Origin of the sequence: Actinoplanes awajinensis subsp. mycoplanecinus, from assembly GCF_001509495.1 — a bacterium.
In the GTDB taxonomy this organism is placed as follows: domain Bacteria; phylum Actinomycetota; class Actinomycetes; order Mycobacteriales; family Micromonosporaceae; genus Actinoplanes; species Actinoplanes palleronii.
The window spans coordinates 1-16,409 of the sequence record NZ_LLZH01000316.1 but is presented as its reverse complement, the minus strand read 5'-3'; the positions used below and the strand labels follow the sequence as shown (position 1 = coordinate 16,409).

Sequence of the window (16,409 nt, the reverse complement as noted above, 5' to 3'; positions counted from 1 at the left end):
CACGCAGATCATGCTCACCGCCCTGAAGACCAGCAACGTGGCCACCGGCAAGGCACTCGCCGACGCGATCCGGGCCACCAAGTACCAGGGCCTGCTCGGTGACTTCGCCTTCGACACCACCGGTGTCGGCATCTCCGCGACCGCGATCGGCACCATCAAGGGCGGCAAACTCGTCGCCGCCGCGGGCTGAGCGCATGCAGGTCTTCCTTCAGACCATCATCGGCGGGGTCAGTCTCGGCGCCGTGTACGCCCTGGTGGCGTTGGGATTCTCCCTCGTCTACCGCACCATGGGCCTGGTCAACTTCGCCCACGGCAATGTGGTGACCGTCGGCGCCTACCTCGCGTCCACCTTCTACCTGTCCAGCAAACTGCCGTTCGCGCTGGCGATGCTGGTCGCGATCGGGGTCACCGGCGTGATCGGCCTGATCATCGAGCGGGTGCTGCGCCCGCTGGAGAACCGCGACTTCGACCTGATGCTGATCGGCACGATCGGCTTCGGCATCGTGCTGGACGCCCTGGTCATCATGATCTGGGGCGCCACCGGCCGGGCGGTGCCGTCACCGGTCCCGGCCGCACCGGTCGACCTGTTCGGGGTCCGCATCCGCACCTACGACCTGGTCGTGCTCGCCATCGCCGCGGTCGCCACGATCCTGCTGGTGCTGTTCCTGTCCCGCACCAAACGCGGCGCCGCCATGCAGGCGGTCGCGATGGACCACGAGGCCGCCACCGCGGTCGGCATCCACGTGGGACGCTCCAACGCGATCGCCTTCATGATCGGTGCCGGGCTCGCGGCGCTGGCCGGTGGCCTGGTCGGGCCGCTGCTCTACGTCAGCCCGGCGCTCGGCGGCGCACTCGGGATCAAGGGGTTCGCCGCGGCGATCCTCGGCGGGTTCGGCAGCATTCCCGGCGCGATCGTCGGTGGCCTGGCCATCGGCATCCTCGACTCGTTCACCGCCGGGCACTTCCAGGGCTACTCCGAGCTGGTCACGTTCCTGGTCTTCACGGTGATCATCATGGTGCGCCCGACCGGCATCTTCGGCGAACGGACGGTCAACCGGGCATGAGACTTCGCATCACCCTGATCGCCCTGGCGGGCGTCGCCGCGTGGCTGCTGCCGTACGGGCTCGACTCGTACGCGATCCATGTCGTGAATGTGATTTTGATCTTCGCGGTGCTCGCGGTCGGCCTGGGGCTGTGCATGGGCGTGGCCGGTCAGGTGAACCTGGCCCAGGTCGCGTTCTTCGGCGTCGGCGCCTACGCGACCGCCATCCTCACCACTCACAGCGGCCTGGGATTCTGGGTGTCCGGGGTGCTGGCACTGGTCGCCACCGTCGTCGTCGGCCTGGTCGTGGGCACTCCGGCGTTGCGGGTGCAGTCGCACTACCTGGGCATCGTGACCCTCGGCCTGGCCCTCGCCTTCACCAACTGGGTCACCAACGCACAGCTCAGCGGCGGGGCCGAGGGCATCTCGGCGATCCCGGCTCCCACGCTGCCGGGCATCGACCTGTCCAACGAATACCTCTACTACTACGTCGAGCTGATCGTCTTCGCGCTCGCGCTGACGTTCGGCCTGTTCGTGGTGCGCACCGGGCTGGGCCGCCGGCTGCGGGCGATGCGCGACGACTCCCTGGCCGCCGGCGCCCTGGGCGCGGAGGTGCCGCTGCTGCGGATGACCGCCTTCCTGCTGGCCAGCGTGTACGGGGGAGTGGCCGGGGTGCTCTACGCCGGCCTGATCCGCTACGTCGCGCCGGAGTCGTTCGGCATCGCCAACATGTTCCTGCTGCTCGGCATGGTGATCATCGGCGGCCGGCAGAGCCTGATCGGCTGCGTGGTCGGGGCGATCAGCCTGTACCTGGTCCGGGAATGGCTCTCCGATCACCCCACGATCGCCCAGCTGGCATACGGCAGCGTCGTCGTCCTGGTGGTGGTCTTCGCGCCGACCGGTCTCGCCGGGCTCCCCGAGCGGCTGCGCGGACTGCGCCGCCGGCGCGGTCAGTCCGGCACCGCCGCACGCCTGGCACCGTTCCGGCCCTACCCCGCGCCGGCCGAACCTCCCGCCGGGGCGGGAGAGCCGATCCTGACCGTGGCCGGGGTGACCATGCAGTTCCGCGGGCTCAAAGCACTCGACGACGTGTCGCTGACCGTGGCCCACGGCGAGATCCGCGGCGTGGTCGGACCGAACGGCTCCGGCAAGACCACCCTGTTCAACGTGATCAGTGGCCTGTACCGGCCGACCGGGGGCCGCGTCGCGTTCCTCGGCGAGGACATGACCGCGAGCAGCCCGTACCGGCTGGCCCGGGCGGGCATGTCCCGGACCTTCCAGAACCTGCGCCTGTTCGGCGATCTCACCGTCGAGGAGAACATCCTCGTCGCACTGGATCGCAGCCGCACCCTCGGGGCCTGGCGCTACCTGCTCGGGCCGGGTGTCATCCTGCGCCAGGACCGCGACCTGCACCGGCGGGCCGGTGAGGTGCTCGACCGGTACGGGCTCACCGCGTTCGCCGCCCTCGCCCCGACGTCACTGCCGTACGGGATCCAGCGGCGCGTCGAGATCGCCCGCGCGGTGGCCGCCGCACCGTCGCTGCTGCTGCTCGACGAACCGGCGGCCGGGCTCAACGGCGAGGAGGTGCGCCAGCTCAGCGAGATCGTCCGCTCGATCCGCGACAGCGGCATCACGGTCATCATCATCGAGCACAACATGGGCCTGGTCATGTCGTTGTGCGAACAGATCACCGTGCTGGCCGGCGGCCGCGTCATCGCCGAAGGGGAACCGGCCGCGATCGCCCGCACGCCCGCCGTGGTCGAGGCCTACCTCGGTGACTCGATGGACACCGACGACCTGCCATCCCTCCCGGAGGTGACCAGTTGACCACCGTGTCCGAGCAGACGACGACCGGGCAGACCCTGACGGTCGAAGGGCTCACCGTCCACTACGGCGGCGTCTGCGCCGTACGCGACGTGAGTTTCTCCGTGCCGGCCGGCGAAGCCATCGGGGTGATCGGTGCCAACGGCGCCGGCAAGACCTCCACCCTGAAAGCGGTGATGGGCCTGGTCCCCCGGCAGGTCGCCGGGCTGCGCTTCGGCGAGGTCGACCTGAGCCGGGTGCCGGCGCGCGCCATGGTCCGCCACGGCATCGGTTACGTCCCGGAAGGCCGGCACGTCTTCACCGGGCTGCCGGTGGAGAAGAACCTGCTCCTCGGCGCGTACGCCCGCCGGTGGAACACCGACACCCGCGCCACCCTCGCCGAGATGTACGAGCTGTTCCCGGTCCTCGGCGAGATGCGCCACCGGCTGGCCGGCGCGCTCTCCGGCGGGCAGCAACAGATGCTGGCCATCGGCCGGGCGCTGATGTCCCGGCCGAAACTGCTGCTGCTCGACGAACCGTCGATGGGCCTGTCGCCGAAACTGGTCGAGGACATCCTGGCCGTGCTGCTGCGGCTGCGCACCGAGGGCATGAGCCTGCTGCTGGTGGAGCAGAACGCCAAGCTCACGTTCGAGGCGACCAGCAGCTGCCTGGTGGTGGAGAACGGCGAGGTGGCGATGACCGGCACCTCCGACCGGCTGCGGCACGACCCCCAGGTCCGGCGCATCTACCTCGGCCTGTGACGATGCTGCTCGGGCAAGCGCTGCGCGTGGGCCGGCACGAGCTGCGCAACCGGGTGGTCAGTCCGCCGATGGAACGCAACTACGGCACCACCGACGGCCGGGTCACCGACCGGTACGTCGCGTACCTGCGGGCCCGGGCGGCCGGGGGAGCGGCGCTGGTCTTCACCGAGGCGACCTACGTGCGCGCCGACGGTCGCGGACGGGTCCGGCAGCTCGGCGCCCACGGGGACCACGTCATCGACGGGATGCGGGTGCTGGCCGACGCGGTGCACGCCGAGGGCGCCCTGCTCGGGGTGGAACTCAACCACGCCGGGCGCGTCGGTGACCCGGCCGTCTGCGGGTTCCAGCCGGTGGCCCCGTCGCCGGTGCCGTTCCGCGGCCGGCGCCCGCGTGAGCTCGCGACCGCCGAGATCGGTGAGCTCGTCGACGCGTTCGCGGCGGCGGCCCGGCGCTGTGCCGATGCCGGCGTGGACGTGCTGGAGATCCACGCCGCGCACGGCTACCTGATTCACCAGTTCCTCTCACCGCGCACCAACCGGCGCGCCGACCGGTACGGCGACCCGGCACTGTTTCTCACCGAGGTGCTGCGCTCGGTGCGCCGGTCCGCCCCGCGGGCCACGGTGTTCCTGCGGCTGTCCGCCTTCGAGGGAGTGCCGGACGGGCTCGACGCCGACGCGACGCTGGCGGTGACCGCACGCCTGCCGGGGGAACTGGTCGACGCCCTGGACATCTCGGCCGGGTGCTACGAGGCGGGCGAATGGATGGTGCCGCCCGGCGAGATCGACCGGGGTGTGCTCGCACCGTACGCGGCCCGGTTCCGTCAGTTCGGCAAACCGGTCGGCGTGGCCGGTCGCATCACCACCGGTGACACGGCCGAGGCGATCCTGCGGTCCGGGGCCGCCGACCTGGTCGCTGTCGGCCGCGCCCAGCACGCCGACCCGCGGTGGACGGCGACCACGCTGGCCGGCGCTCACCCGCGGCCCTGCATCGGCTGCAATCAGGGATGTATCGACAGTCTGCACACCCAGCAGCCGATCTGGTGCGTGGCCAATCCGGGTACCGGACGAGAGCACCTGGCGGCCGCGCCGCCGGTGCCGTCGCGCCGCGTGCTGGTCGTCGGGGCCGGCGTCGCCGGTCTCGAAGCCGCCCGGTCGGCGGCGCTCGCCGGGCACGCGGTGAGCCTCTGGGAGGCCGAACCGATGATCGGGGGAGCGTTCCGGCTCGCCGCCGCGCTCGCCAGCAAGCCGGAGTTCGCCCGGCTCCTCGACTGGTATGCGGCCGAACTGGTCCGACTCCGCGTCGACCTGCGACTGTCGACGCGCGCGGATGCCACGACGGTGGCGCGCCTCGCGCCCGACATCGTGGTCGCCGCGGCCGGTGCGACCGGCGTTCGCCCGCCGATCCCCGGCGCCGACCATCCGCGGGTCCGTGACCTCGACGACTGGTTGCGCCACCCCAGCACCGGCGAACGGGTGATCGTCTGGGGTGCCGACCGGGCCGGACTCGCGGTGGCCGACGCCGCGGCGACGGCCGGATACCGGACGACGGTGATCAGCGCCGGAGCGGAGTTGGCACCCGAGGCCGGGCCCCGGGAGAAGGCGCTGATGGTGCGCCGGCTGACCGGCGACCCGCACGTCGAGATCCGGTTGGGCACCACCCTCGAGGCCGTCGAGGAGCACCGCCTGTTGCTCGGCCACGGCGGCGGGCGGCAATGGACCGAGATGCCCGGCACGGTGGTGGTGTGCCAAGGCGGCACGCCGCGGCATCTCGACATCGGAACGGGTCCGTGGCAGGTCGTCGACGTCCGCGAATGGCCCCACCCGGTGCGCTGGCCACAGCCCTGACCGCGGTGCGTCCGGCACCACCCGTTGGCCGCGGCCACCAGGACGGGGCCGGGAGCGTCTGTCGTCGGACGGCGCGGGAAACGGCGCTGACGATCCGGCCGGTCGGCCGGGATGCTCAGTGGAACAGCGCGTTCAGCGGGTCGATCACCTCGGACCTCCGCTGCTCGTCCGCGGTGGCGGCCGCGGCCTTCAGGCGGTCGCTCAGCCGCTCCCAGGTCGGTTCGTCGATGTCCGTCTCGATGCCGCTGAGCAGACCGAGTGCGGACATCCTGACCTCGTATCCGCCGGTCAGGGCCAGATCGACGAGCAACTCCAGGATCGGAGCGCAATCGTACGGGTCGAGGGCGTAGAGCAGCGTCCCGCGGCGCCCTTGCGTGCGGGGGTCGCGCAACAGCTCGACGATCGCGTCGAACGCCTCCGGGATCTTCATGTCCGAGAGGGCCAGCGCCGCGTCGTGGCGAATCACCGCCTCCTGCGTCGTGCGCAGCAGCTCCAGCACGCGAGGCGCCGCCTCCATCGCGTTTCGCCTGGCGAGCTCCTGGATCACCTCGGCGACGAACGTCGGATCAGGGTGGTCAAGGTGACCGATGAGTGTCGCGTTCGGCACCGACTCCAGCGCGCTCACCTCCTGTCCGGCTTCCCATCCTGGACCCACTGCTCGTAAGGCTCCCGCATCTGCTTTCCACCCTTCTACTTACCGCCGGGCATCGACTCGCCTTGACATCGCGCCGGGCGCCCGGCGGCACCCGCTGGTGGAGATGACCGCGGGATGGCGCCGGCTCTGCTGATCGCGGTGACGGGATGCCGGTGGGTGCGGTCAGTGGGGCAGGCTGACGTGCAGGGTGGTTCCGCGGTGGTGTCCGGGGTTCGGCGCGGCGGTGATGGTGCCGTGGTGGCGTTCAGCGATCAGTTGGGCGATGGTCAGGCCCAGCCCGGTCCCGGGGATGGCCTTCTCGGTGGCGATGGCCCCCCGGAAGAAGCGCTCGAACACGTGCGGAAGTTCATGGGCGGGAATGCCGTAACCGGTGTCCTCGACGGTGAGTTCGACTGCGCTCCGATGGGTGGTGAGCGTGACGATGATGCTGCCGCCGGCCGGGGTGTAGGCGAGCGCGTTGTCCAGCAGGACGTGGACCAGCTGCCGCATCCGGGCACGGTCGGCGTGCTGCGGCACGTGGTCCGGCACCTGGCAGCTCAGGGTGATGTCGTTGTCGACGGCCCGTGCGGTGAGCTGACGGACGGTGTCGGCGACCTCGGCGCTGAGGTTGATGTCGGCCCGGTGCAGCGGGCTGCGACCGGCGTCGAGGGCGGACAGATCCAATAGCTGCTCGACCAGGCGGCGCAGGCGTTCGCTGCCCCGCCGGGCACCGGCGATCATCGGCTGCAGGACCGCGGCCGGGGTGTCCGGGTCGGCGATGTGCAGCTCGTCCAGATACAGGCCGATGATCGACAGCGGGGTGCGCAGTTCGTGGCCGACCAGGTTGAGGTAGTCGTCCTTGGTGCGGTTGAGCATCTGTTGCAGCCGGTCGGCGTGATGAGCGGCGGTGATGTCGTGGAAGACGGCGACCGCGCCGAGGGGCTGGCCCTGGTCGCTGGCGATCGGATGACCGTTGATCCGGAACAGCCGGCGCTGGCCGTGCAGGTGCAGCAGGTGCTCCGCGCCGCGTACCGACTCGCCGTGCAAGGCCCGCAGCAGCGACGTCTGGGGCGCGGGGACCGGGGTGCCGTTGGGATCGGTGATCGGCAGCCGGGCGGCCCAGTCCTCGGCGCCGCCGGCCACCGTGTCGGTGCCGAGGCGCTCGCGCAGCGACCGGTTCACGAGCACCATCCGCCCGCCGGCGTCGCACGCGGCCACCCCCGTGTCGAGGCTGTCGAGCAGGGTGTCCAGGAAGACCCGCTGATGGTGCTCGCGCTCACGGGCCAAGAACTCAGCGACGAACGCGGTGCAGGCCTGCGCGCCGTCGTCGACACCGGCCAGCTGTTCCGGTGACCAGTCGCGGCATGTGGTGTTCGCGACGGCGCACACGCCGACGATGTTCCCGTCGGGATCGCGGATCGGGAACCCGGCATAGCTGCGCAAGCTGGTGGAACGCACCGGCGCGTCGATCGGCACCCGGATGTCGGAGTGCGTGTCGCGGATGGCGACCGGGAAGCCGCTGTGCAGCACCAGGCCGGCCAGCGTCGACGCTATCGGCGCAGGTTGCCGGTGCTCGAATCCTGGTGGCATTCCGTGTCCGCCGATCAGGCGTAGATGCTGCCTGTCGGTGATGTGGATCATCGCGCAACTCGCGTCCGCGGCACGCGCGACGACCGCCGCCATCCGGTCCGCGGAGTTCTGCGTCGAACCGGCCGGTGACAGCTCCAACGAGGTTTGATCCGGCCCGGAAGCCGCCTCGTTCATCGCTGTCCGGTTCGGTCCGCCCGTCAGGCCCATCGCCTCATCATCGCCTGGACAGGGCCGGCTGCGGGCCGTTTCGCGCACGTGGTCAGACGAGAGGTGATTTGGTCCCAGCACCAGGTGCCACCGGTGCCAGGCCCGTGCCATCCGGTTCAGTACCCTGACGGCACTCTATGACGCGCTCGACTGCCAACCCAGCGATCTGATCACCATCCGGGAACAGCCACCGGTGTCCACTGCGCCGGAGCAATGACGTCCGGGTGCGAGGATTTGTCACCTCGCATGCTCGGTTCCCGGGCGGCGGACAGCCGTCCGGGGACCGGTGAGCTCAGAGCTTGCCCCAGATCTGGTTCGCCGTGGCGGCGCAGTCCCAGAGCTGCAGAGCGGCGCCGTTGCTGCCGTTCCAGTCCCGGATGTCGACGCAGCGGCCGGAGGAGACGTTGACCAGGGTCCGCGCGGCGCTCAGGGTGAACCGTTGCACCGGGTTGGTGTTGCAGTCGGCGAGCTGGATCGTGGTGCCGTTGGTCAGGGCGCCGCCGGCCGGGTCCATGCACTTGCCCAGGGCCCGCAGCGTGCCGTCGGCCTCGAACGACCACTTCTGCGCGCTGGAGCCGTTGCAGTCCCAGGTCTGCAGGGGTGTGCCGGCGGCCGGTACACCGTTGGGGATGTCGATGCAGCGGCCGCTGAAGTTGGACTGCAGCATGGTCGCTCCCGAGGCCGGCGGCGTGGTCGGGCCGGTGGGCGGTGTGGCCGGTTCGCAGTCGTTGCCGGTGACGACGTTGTCGGTGTGGGTGGTGCCGCCGGAGCGGTAGGCGGTGACGGCGGCGCTCGCCTGCGCGGGGCTGAGCACCTGCTTCTTGGCGTGGTAGAGGTAGTCGACCGACTGCAGGTAGGTGCTGGCGCCGCCGGTGTGCCCGGCCAGGTCGATGAACCACTGGTTGAAGTCGATCGACATGTTCTGGCGCGGGTAGACCTTGCCGGAGTGGTCGCCGACGAGCGCGCCGTCGATGTAGTACTTCACGTGGCCGCCGGAGACGGTGGCCATCACGTCGTGCCAGCCGTTGATGCTGCGGGCCTGCTGGCTGTGCTGGTTGTCGGCGTACCACGGGTCGGCGACGTAGGTGTACCAGGTGGTCTGGTAGTTGATCGGACCGGCTTCTCCCCAGCCGCCGTTGGGCAGGTATTCGGAGAAGTCCATCTCGGAGTAGAGCGGATCACGCGGGGCGGCCAGCGGGGAGATCGTGTAGAAGGTCTGGTTGACGTGGTCGCCGTCAGCGCCGCTGGCCGGGGCGTCGGAGAACTTGATCCGGGCCAGGTAGGTGCCCTCGAAGAAGCGCCGGTTGCTCTGCGAGAACTCGGCGTGCGACGTGCCCGCCGCGGTGCCGTCGGTGACCGCCTTGAGCTGGGCGACCTTCTGCCCGTCGACGGTCGGGAACGACAGGTTGCCGGGCAGCCAGCGGGCGCCGGGCACACCGGGTCCGCCGGCGTTGCTGCGGACGCTCCAGCCGCGCTGGCTCAGTGCCGCGTCGGTGGAGGAGGAGTAGTTGAAGTCGTCGAAGAGCACGCCACAGCTGACGGCGGCGCTCACGTCGGGCGCGGTGGTGATGCCGATGCCGGCCACGGTGGCGGCGACGGTGGCACCTAGGGCGATCTTGCGGAGGGTTCGTCCCATGGGGGGTGGGCTCCTTCGGCGGTGGGCACTGAACTGACCAGTGGTATGGAACTGGCGGTCCGGCCACTGTGTTCCAGGCCAGTGGTAAACGTCAATACCAAGTGCAAAACTTTATTTACAGTGAGATTCGCCGGGTCGACACGAGCCGCCGCGAACCGCGAAACTGGACCACGGTTACATCCGGCGGACGCGAGGTTATGGGGGACGTGATGCGGCGCGCTGAGGTCCGCGACCGGCTGCGTGAGCTGATCGACGCCCGGGCGCCCGGCGACCCCATGCCGTCGGAGCGCGCGCTCTCCGCGTCGCTCAGGGCCTCCCGCCCGACCGTCCGGGCTGCCATCGACGAGCTGGCCCGCACCGGGCTGCTCGTGCGCCAGCACGGCCGTGGCACGTTCACCAGCCCGCACAAGATCTCGCAGGAGGTGCCCGCCGCGCTCGACACGCCCGTCCCGCCGGCCGAGGGCGACTGGGTCAGCGAGGTGCTGGAGTTCCGCACCGAAGCGGCGGGTGCCCGGCTCGGCCGGCGGTTGCAGGTGTCACCCGGCGACCTGCTGCTCTACGTCCGGCGCCGGCGGATCGTCGACGGGGAACCGATGGCCATCGAGGCGATCCGGTTGCCCGCCGCGCTGGTGCCCGGCATCGGACCCGAGGACTTCGTCGCGGGGTCGCTCTACCGCCGGCTGCGGGACCACTACGGGGTGAGCCCGGCCGAGGCGGTGCAGACCGTGGAGCCGACCGTCACCGACGCCGACGAGTCCCGGCTGCTCGACGTGCCGCTGCTGTCACCGGTCCTGCTCTTCGAACGCACCACCCAGGACGAGACCGGGCAGATCGTCGAGTTCACCCGCTCGATCTACCGCGGCGACCGCTACCGCATCACCAGCCACCTGAGGCTCGGCCCGGACTCGGGCTGAGCAGCCCCTTCCGGCCCGGGTCACCCCTGGGGCTTACCCGGCGTCGGCCGGGAGTCTCGGCCGACGATCCGGTCGTACCGTCTCTTCATGATCAATCCCGGCACGCAGCCCATCGCGCAGGCCAGCGAGGACCTTGCCGCCGCCGCGCTGGACGCGTTCCTGTCCGCGGTCCGGGCCCGGATCGCCGAGGTCGGTGACCTGGAGGTCCTCACCCGGGTCGCCGAGATCGCAGGCGAGGCGGTCCGGGACGGGGCCGCCGACCGCGACGGCCGGTACGGCTGGGATCTGCCCTACACCGACGGGCACGTCGTGCGACTGCTCATCCCCGGGGTGCCGCTGCCCCAGATGCGCGACGACATCACCGCGGAGGCGCCCTGCCTCTACGTCAACGGGGCCGCGTGGTGGTGGTCCGACGCGGTCGGCACCGTCGCCGCCGAGGGCACGAAGGTTGCATCTCGGCGTTGACGTAGCCGCCGCGGCGGCAACCTGGTCCTGACCGATCCCTCCGACAGGCACCGCGGCCGGCGCGGGCACCTGACGGGTGCGCTCCGGTTGTCACGCGGACTGGTCTTCCGGCAGCGCGCGGCTGTTGATCGCCTCGGTGATGGCGTGGGAGATCTCGACGAAGGATTGTGCCTGCTGCGGCGACAGGGTCCGGACGGACGTCTCCTCCAGGGTCTGCCACAGGGCCGCGATGGGCTCGCGCATCGCGCGTCCCTTGTCGGTGAGCTGGACGACCATGACGCGCCGGTCATGCGTGGCCGGTTGGCGGAGCACCAGGCCCGCGTCCTGCATGCGGCGTAGCGCCTTGGAGATGGTGGAGTGGTCCAGGCCGAGGCTCTCGATCAGTTCGGACTGGGATTGGCCGTCCCGGTCCAGGAGATGCATCAGCAGCAGCTCCTGTCCGGGGTGCAGGTCCATCTCGCGCAGCAGGGCGGCGGCGTAGGCGCGGTGGGCGCGGGCGAGCTGGAAGATCGCGTAGCTCATCGGTCCGTCGCCGGCGGTCGTGGGAATGCGGGGTTCGGTGGCCATGGTCCGGCCTCTCAGCCGGTGCAGGTGGGGTAGTCGGTGTAGCCGGCTGCTCCGCCGCCGTAGAAGGTTCCCGGGTCGGGGGTGTTCAGCGGCGCGCCGGCGCGCAGCAGCAGGGAGTTCAGCATGCGGGGGTCCTTCAGGTAGTGCGGTCACCGTGACGGCGGAGGGGTGGTCGTTGGGGGCGTGCTCAGCTGACGGTCAGGACGAGCTTGCCTCGCACGTGCCCGGCGTCGCTGAGCTGCTGGGCCGTGGCCGCCTGGCCGAGCGGGTAGGCAGTGACGGTGGTGACGAGCTTGCCGGACGCAGCGTCCTGGGCCAGGCCCGCCAGCCGGACGGCTGAGCGCTGGGGGCTTCCCTGGGAGAAGGTGACCCCCAGTTGCCGCGCGCCGAAGTCGGCGATGGTGACAATGCGCTCCGTGCCGCCGCGCAGGGTGATGGAGTCCTTGAGAGCCCCCTTCCCGGCCAGGTCGAACACCGCGTCCACGCCGTCGGGTGCGAGCGCGCGGACCCGTTCGACCAGGCCCGTTCCGTACACGGTCGCGGTGGCGCCGAGTGACGTGAGGTAGTCCTGGTTGGCGAGGCCCGCAGTGGCGATCACGCGTGCTCCGCGGGCCGCGGCGAGCTGGATCGCCAGGGTTCCGACAGCTCCGGACGCGCCGTGCATCAGCACGGTCTCGCCGGCGGCCACCCCCAGCAGCGTCAGCACACGCTCGGCCGTCTCGCCGGCGACCGGCAGCGCGGCTGCGCTCTGCCAGTCGAGGTCGGCGGGCTTGGGCGCCACGGAGGTGGCCAGCGCGTACTCGGCGTACGAACCGGTGTCGGACCAGCCCAGCACCTCGTCACCGACCTGCACCTCGCTGACGCCTTCACCCAGGGCCTCGACCACGCCGGCGAACTCGCCACCGGGGATGGCGGGGAAGGTCGTCGGGCGAACGGTCGCCATCGATCCAGAACGGATCTTGCCGTCCAGTGCGTTCAGCCCGGCAGCCTTCACCCGGACCCGGACCTGGCCGGGTCCGGGTTGCGGCACCTCTGTATCCGCTTCGTGCAGCACGTCCGGTCCACCGAACTGGTTGAAAACGATTGCTCTCATGGGGCATCCCTTCCCTTCACCGACAACGTGTGGCTAGCCACATATGCAAGGTAGCAGGAGAATGTGTGGCTAGCCAAGTATTCGCGAAGTCCGGCGAGCCCGTCGCCGGCACCGGAGCGGTCGTCAGGTCGGATCGGCCGGAGAGAGCGGGGCGTCGCGCAGATAGAGCCTGAATCCTTCCGCCTCTGCCTCGAAGCCGAGTGACCGGTAGAGGTCATGGGCGCCGTCGGTCGCGTGCCTCTTGTGCGTCAGCAGTTGGACCTTGAAGCAGGATTCGCGACGGGCGTCGTCGAGAGCGGACCCGAGCATGAGTCTTGCGACTCCTCGCCGTCGATGGTCGTACCGGACCACGACGGCCTCGATGAATGCCGTGGGACGGCAGTCGTAGGTGATGGTGGGCAGGATCGACAGACATGCCGTGCCGACCGGCTGCCCACCGGACTCGGCGAGGTAGACCGTCACATCGGGGCTGCGAGTGATCCGGCTCCACATCGCGATCTGCCGATCCGAAGGGGTGGTCGCGGGGGCCGGCGGTCCCGTTGGCCGGCTGGACTGGTTGTCGGCCAGCACGTGCAATACCGATGCAAGGTCGCCGCCCGTGGCAGGACGCACTGAGTACGCGTGAGTCATGCGCCGAGTATCGGTCGCGCTGAGCGACGGTTTTTCAGTGGCGCCGACACCTGGTCCGCCCGTCGGCGCGGCGCCGGCACGCGGCCTGCACTCCCGGCATAGCCTTCGATGGCTGATCGCTGTCGGACGGGGGAACTGTGCAGATCACCACCGGACTGGTGCGCCGCCTGGTCGACGAGCAGTTCCCGGAGTGGGCCGGCCTCCCGCTGAGCCTCGTCGACCCGGCCGGCTCCGACCACGTCATCCACCGGCTCGGCCCCGGCCTGTCGGTGCGGCTGCCCCGGCACGAGGGCGCGATCGGCCAGGCCGCCAAGGAGCTGGAGTGGCTGCCGAAGCTCGCGCCGCACCTGCCGCTCGCCGTGCCGGTGCCGGTCGCGGTCGGCAAACCCGGCTCCGGCTACCCGTGGCACTGGGCGGTCGCGCGCTGGATGGACGGCGAACCCGCCACCAGGGCACTGGACTCGGTCGCGACCGCGCAGACGCTCGCCGGCTTCCTGCGCGCGTTGCAGGAGCTGCCCGTCGACGCGGCGCCCACCGGCAACGACGGCCTGGCCGCCCGGGACCGGTCGACCCGGGCCGCGATCGTGCGGGCCGCGGACGCTTTCGACGCGACGGCGATGACCCGGCTCTGGGACGCAGCCGTGGCCGCGCCCGGCTGGGAACGGCCCCCGGTCTGGTTCCACGGCGACTTCCACACCGGCAACCTGCTGACCGGGAACGGCCGGGTCAGCGCGGTCATCGACTTCGGCGGCCTGGGCGCCGGCGACCCGGCGGTCGACCTGATGATGGCGTTCACGCTGATGTCGGCCCGCACCCGCCCCGCGTTCCGCGCGGCGCTCGCCGTCGACGACGCGACCTGGCTCCGCGGCCGTGGCTGGGCCCTGTCGGCGGGCCTGATCGCCTACACCGCCTACGCCGCCACCGACCCGCACATCGCCGCGGCGACCACGTACCAGATCACCCAGGCGCTCGATTAGCCGAAGGGGCATTCTCCAGCCATAGGACGAAGGCTGGGTCGTTCTCCACCGGCCCGGTCACGTCGAGTTCCTCGTGATGGCCATTGGCAACGGCATCGCCTCGAGGATGGTGTGATTGACGCGAGATGCGCCGTCACCGGGGTCTCGACGAATCCGGCTGGGCGGGACGCCATTTCCGGCCCATTGCCGCCGCCGAGAAGAGCGGCGCCGCGGAATTGTTCGGTACGTCCCGGCGAACAACTCCCTGAACTGCTCGAACATGGCTAATTGTTCGCGGCTGCCGGGCGCCTGTGGCCATTGCTCACCGACGCCCGTAGACCTGTTTGTGGCAGCGATACACGGTGCCGACGATCGATGACGAGCCGCTTTCCACACGGGGGCCCGTTCTCCATCAAAGGGAGGAAAGGCATGGCAGCGAATCCCAATCCGTCCAGGATCACCGACGCGTCATGGTGGCTGATGGAGCAATTGCTCGCGCTCCAGCCGGGTACGCAGAATGGCGGCATCTACGCCAACAAGTCGGGATACCACAACACCCGCTCGGCGAACCAGGCCGACTGGCCGGGCAACTACTCCATCAGGGACGCGGAGGACCTGGGCGGTCCCAGTGACAAGGCGGCCGCGTACGACTGGACGTTTCCGGACGCCCAGGCCGGCAACTACGGCACGATCGCCCGGTACAGCGGGCGGCTTCTCGCGTCCGGGCGGGACCCCAACGACCCGCGGCTGAACGGCTGGCGGGAGTTCTTCGGCCAGACCGACACTGACACGGAGGTCGAGGGCTGGGACTTCCGCCGGGGCAAGGCGGCCAGTTCGGACAGTTCTCATCTGTGGCACATCCACCTGAGCGAGGACCGCGACAAGGTCACCAGCCGGGACAACAAGAAGGCGGTGCTGAGCGTCCTGCGCGGCGAGACCGTGGCGCAGTGGCGGGCCGGCTCGGGAACGCTGACGGGCGCGTCCGCCGACGTCAACGGTGACGGGCACGTGGACATCCTGGCCCGGTTCCCGGACGGCAACCTGTATGTCTACCCGGGCACCGGCAAGACCGGCACCAGTACGTTCGGTGAGCGCTACCAGGTGGGCATCGGGTGGAACGACGCCACCGCGATCTGTGTCGCCGATGTCAGCGGTGACGGTCGCGTGGACATCCTGGCCCGGTTCCCGGACGGCAACCTCTACGTCTATCCGCACACGGGCGGGACCGGCACGAGCACGTTCGGTGAGCGCTACCAGGTGGGTATCGGGTGGAACGACGCCACCGCGATCTGCGCCGCGGACATCAGCGGTGACGGGCATGTCGACCTTCTGGCCCGGTTCCCGGACGGCAACCTGTACGTCTATCCGCACACGGGCGGGACCGGCACCAGCACCTTCGGCGAGCGCTACCAGGTCGGCACCGGCTGGAACGACGCCACCGCCATCAGCTGAGCGGTCACCAGATCACCATTTCTTCCGGAAGGGCACACACCATGCCGACGTCAAAACCATGCTCGCCGAACGGTCCCAGCGCCGCCGACGTAGCGGTAGCCAACCAGATTCGTCCGCAGATGAACGGTCCGCGGCTCGGTCGCCAGATCGGCGGATCACAGGTCTGCTGCGCCCGGGTCATCGTCGCCACCACGAAGGGCCGGGGGCTGCACCCGCGGGCCGCGGTGATCGCCGTGACCACGGCGATCACCGAGAGCACCCTGCACAACTACACGGAGGCGGTCGACCACGACAGCCTCGGCCTGTTCCAGCAGCGGCCGTCGCAGGGCTGGGGCACACCCGCACAGCTCACCGATCCGGTGTACGCGACGAACGCCTTTCTGAGCGCCATGCTGCGCAAGTACCCCAACAACTCGTGGATGACCGGTGACATCGGCGCGATCTGCCAGCGGGTCCAGGTCTCCGCGGTGCCTGACGCGTACGCGAAGGAGGCCCACGACGCTCAACTGCTGGTGAACGCGCTCTGGGCTCCCTCCGGTTCGACCCTGACGGGCGCGTCCGCCGACATCAACGGTGACGGGCACGTCGACCTCCTGGCCCGGTTCCCGGACGGCAACCTGTACGTCTATCCGGGCACCGGTCAGACGGGCACGAGCACGTTCGGTGAGCGGTACCAGGTGGGTATCGGCTGGAACGATGCCACCGCGATCTGTGTGGCGGATGTCAGCGGTGACGGGCGTGTGGACGTCCTGGCCCGGTTCTCCGACGGCAATCTCTACGTCTATCCGCACACGGGTGGGACCGGCACGAGTACG

General features: G+C 70.4%; 17 protein-coding genes and 1 pseudogene. 12 read left to right on the top strand and 6 right to left on the bottom strand.

Annotated features, from left to right (window positions below):
* The 5 genes from ADL15_RS41280 to ADL15_RS41260 all read left to right on the top strand — a co-directional run.
* A partial coding sequence (locus ADL15_RS41280) for a hypothetical protein (protein ID WP_232344872.1) occupies positions 1–190 on the top strand: 190 nt, incomplete at its 5' end.
* 4 nt (positions 191–194) lie between these two features.
* Positions 195–1,064: a branched-chain amino acid ABC transporter permease gene (locus ADL15_RS41275; RefSeq protein WP_067703947.1), complete on the top strand. Its 870-nt coding sequence runs from the start codon at positions 195–197 to the stop codon at positions 1,062–1,064.
* Positions 1,061–2,869 carry a branched-chain amino acid ABC transporter ATP-binding protein/permease gene (locus ADL15_RS41270; protein ID WP_067703944.1) on the top strand — a complete coding sequence of 603 codons (1,809 nt, stop codon included), beginning with the start codon at positions 1,061–1,063 and terminating at the stop codon, positions 2,867–2,869. The genes ADL15_RS41275 and ADL15_RS41270 overlap by 4 nt, the downstream gene beginning before the upstream one ends.
* Positions 2,870–2,874: 5 nt before the next feature.
* Positions 2,875–3,606 (top strand): ABC transporter ATP-binding protein, encoded by a 732-nt coding sequence (locus ADL15_RS41265; RefSeq protein WP_232344874.1) that lies wholly within the window; start codon positions 2,875–2,877, stop codon positions 3,604–3,606.
* A 2-nt stretch (positions 3,607–3,608) separates the two neighbouring features.
* A complete protein-coding gene (locus ADL15_RS41260; RefSeq protein WP_157441943.1) occupies positions 3,609–5,450 on the top strand; it encodes an NADH:flavin oxidoreductase in 1,842 nt (613 codons plus the stop codon).
* 115 nt (positions 5,451–5,565) lie between these two features.
* Here the strand turns inward: ADL15_RS41260 and ADL15_RS41255 are convergent, their stop codons facing one another.
* On the bottom strand, positions 5,566–6,075 hold the full coding sequence (locus ADL15_RS41255; RefSeq protein WP_067703938.1) for a HEAT repeat domain-containing protein: 510 nt from the start codon (positions 6,073–6,075) through the stop codon (positions 5,566–5,568).
* Between the two features lie 192 nt (positions 6,076–6,267).
* The gene (locus ADL15_RS41250; RefSeq protein WP_083972418.1) at positions 6,268–7,881 is read right to left on the bottom strand and encodes an ATP-binding protein; all 1,614 of its coding nucleotides are present in this window, start codon (positions 7,879–7,881) and stop codon (positions 6,268–6,270) included.
* A 109-nt stretch (positions 7,882–7,990) separates the two neighbouring features.
* On the opposite strand from ADL15_RS41250, the gene ADL15_RS57235 reads away from it, so the two are divergent.
* Entirely contained in the window at positions 7,991–8,098 is a 108-nt protein-coding gene (locus tag ADL15_RS57235) for a helix-turn-helix domain-containing protein (protein WP_157441944.1), read from the top strand.
* 75 nt (positions 8,099–8,173) lie between these two features.
* On the opposite strand, the gene ADL15_RS41245 is transcribed toward ADL15_RS57235, so the two are convergent.
* Positions 8,174–9,517, bottom strand: a complete 1,344-nt coding sequence (locus ADL15_RS41245) for a ricin-type beta-trefoil lectin domain protein (RefSeq protein WP_067703935.1) — start codon at positions 9,515–9,517, stop codon at positions 8,174–8,176.
* A gap of 209 nt (positions 9,518–9,726) precedes the next feature.
* On the opposite strand from ADL15_RS41245, the gene ADL15_RS41240 reads away from it, so the two are divergent.
* Together ADL15_RS41240 and ADL15_RS41235 are read left to right on the top strand one after the other, a co-directional pair.
* Positions 9,727–10,431 carry a GntR family transcriptional regulator gene (locus tag ADL15_RS41240; RefSeq protein WP_067703953.1) on the top strand — a complete coding sequence of 235 codons (705 nt, stop codon included), beginning with the start codon at positions 9,727–9,729 and terminating at the stop codon, positions 10,429–10,431.
* 87 nt (positions 10,432–10,518) lie between these two features.
* On the top strand, positions 10,519–10,896 hold the full coding sequence (locus ADL15_RS41235) for a hypothetical protein (RefSeq protein ID WP_067703932.1): 378 nt from the start codon (positions 10,519–10,521) through the stop codon (positions 10,894–10,896).
* A gap of 90 nt (positions 10,897–10,986) precedes the next feature.
* Here the strand turns inward: ADL15_RS41235 and ADL15_RS41230 are convergent, their stop codons facing one another.
* The 3 genes from ADL15_RS41230 to ADL15_RS41220 all read right to left on the bottom strand — a co-directional run bounded on the left by ADL15_RS41230 (position 10,987) and on the right by ADL15_RS41220 (position 13,186).
* Entirely contained in the window at positions 10,987–11,463 is a 477-nt protein-coding gene (locus tag ADL15_RS41230) for a MarR family winged helix-turn-helix transcriptional regulator (protein WP_067703923.1), read from the bottom strand.
* Positions 11,464–11,650: 187 nt separating this feature from the next.
* Complete coding sequence (locus tag ADL15_RS41225; protein WP_067703920.1) at positions 11,651–12,556, bottom strand: NADP-dependent oxidoreductase; 906 nt, start codon at positions 12,554–12,556, stop codon at positions 11,651–11,653.
* 123 nt (positions 12,557–12,679) lie between these two features.
* The gene (locus ADL15_RS41220; RefSeq protein ID WP_083972417.1) at positions 12,680–13,186 is read right to left on the bottom strand and encodes a GNAT family N-acetyltransferase; all 507 of its coding nucleotides are present in this window, start codon (positions 13,184–13,186) and stop codon (positions 12,680–12,682) included.
* Between the two features lie 137 nt (positions 13,187–13,323).
* On the opposite strand from ADL15_RS41220, the gene ADL15_RS41215 reads away from it, so the two are divergent.
* The 4 genes and pseudogenes from ADL15_RS41215 to ADL15_RS41205 all read left to right on the top strand — a co-directional run.
* Positions 13,324–14,163, top strand: a complete 840-nt coding sequence (locus tag ADL15_RS41215) for an aminoglycoside phosphotransferase family protein (protein WP_232344871.1) — start codon at positions 13,324–13,326, stop codon at positions 14,161–14,163.
* 354 nt (positions 14,164–14,517) lie between these two features.
* A pseudogene (locus ADL15_RS56085) lies at positions 14,518–15,096 on the top strand (hypothetical protein); the annotation flags it as partial.
* Positions 15,082–15,594 carry an FG-GAP-like repeat-containing protein gene (locus tag ADL15_RS56080; RefSeq protein WP_232344873.1) on the top strand — a complete coding sequence of 171 codons (513 nt, stop codon included), beginning with the start codon at positions 15,082–15,084 and terminating at the stop codon, positions 15,592–15,594. The pseudogene ADL15_RS56085 and the gene ADL15_RS56080, both read left to right, overlap by 15 nt.
* A gap of 119 nt (positions 15,595–15,713) precedes the next feature.
* Positions 15,714–16,409: FG-GAP repeat domain-containing protein (locus tag ADL15_RS41205; RefSeq protein WP_198171251.1), on the top strand; the 696-nt coding region annotated here is incomplete at its 3' end.

Coding starts and splice junctions, on each gene's coding strand:
- ADL15_RS41260 (WP_157441943.1), top strand. CDS start 3,609: ATGCTGCTCGGGCAAGCGCTGCGCGTGGGCCGGCACGAGCTGCGCAAC.
- ADL15_RS41225 (WP_067703920.1), bottom strand. CDS start 12,556: ATGAGAGCAATCGTTTTCAACCAGTTCGGTGGACCGGACGTGCTGCAC.
- ADL15_RS41240 (WP_067703953.1), top strand. CDS start 9,727: ATGCGGCGCGCTGAGGTCCGCGACCGGCTGCGTGAGCTGATCGACGCC.
- ADL15_RS41220 (WP_083972417.1), bottom strand. CDS start 13,186: ATGACTCACGCGTACTCAGTGCGTCCTGCCACGGGCGGCGACCTTGCA.
- ADL15_RS41270 (WP_067703944.1), top strand. CDS start 1,061: ATGAGACTTCGCATCACCCTGATCGCCCTGGCGGGCGTCGCCGCGTGG.
- ADL15_RS41230 (WP_067703923.1), bottom strand. CDS start 11,463: ATGGCCACCGAACCCCGCATTCCCACGACCGCCGGCGACGGACCGATG.
- ADL15_RS41245 (WP_067703935.1), bottom strand. CDS start 9,517: ATGGGACGAACCCTCCGCAAGATCGCCCTAGGTGCCACCGTCGCCGCC.
- ADL15_RS41275 (WP_067703947.1), top strand. CDS start 195: ATGCAGGTCTTCCTTCAGACCATCATCGGCGGGGTCAGTCTCGGCGCC.
- ADL15_RS41235 (WP_067703932.1), top strand. CDS start 10,519: ATGATCAATCCCGGCACGCAGCCCATCGCGCAGGCCAGCGAGGACCTT.
- ADL15_RS41250 (WP_083972418.1), bottom strand. CDS start 7,881: ATGGGCCTGACGGGCGGACCGAACCGGACAGCGATGAACGAGGCGGCT.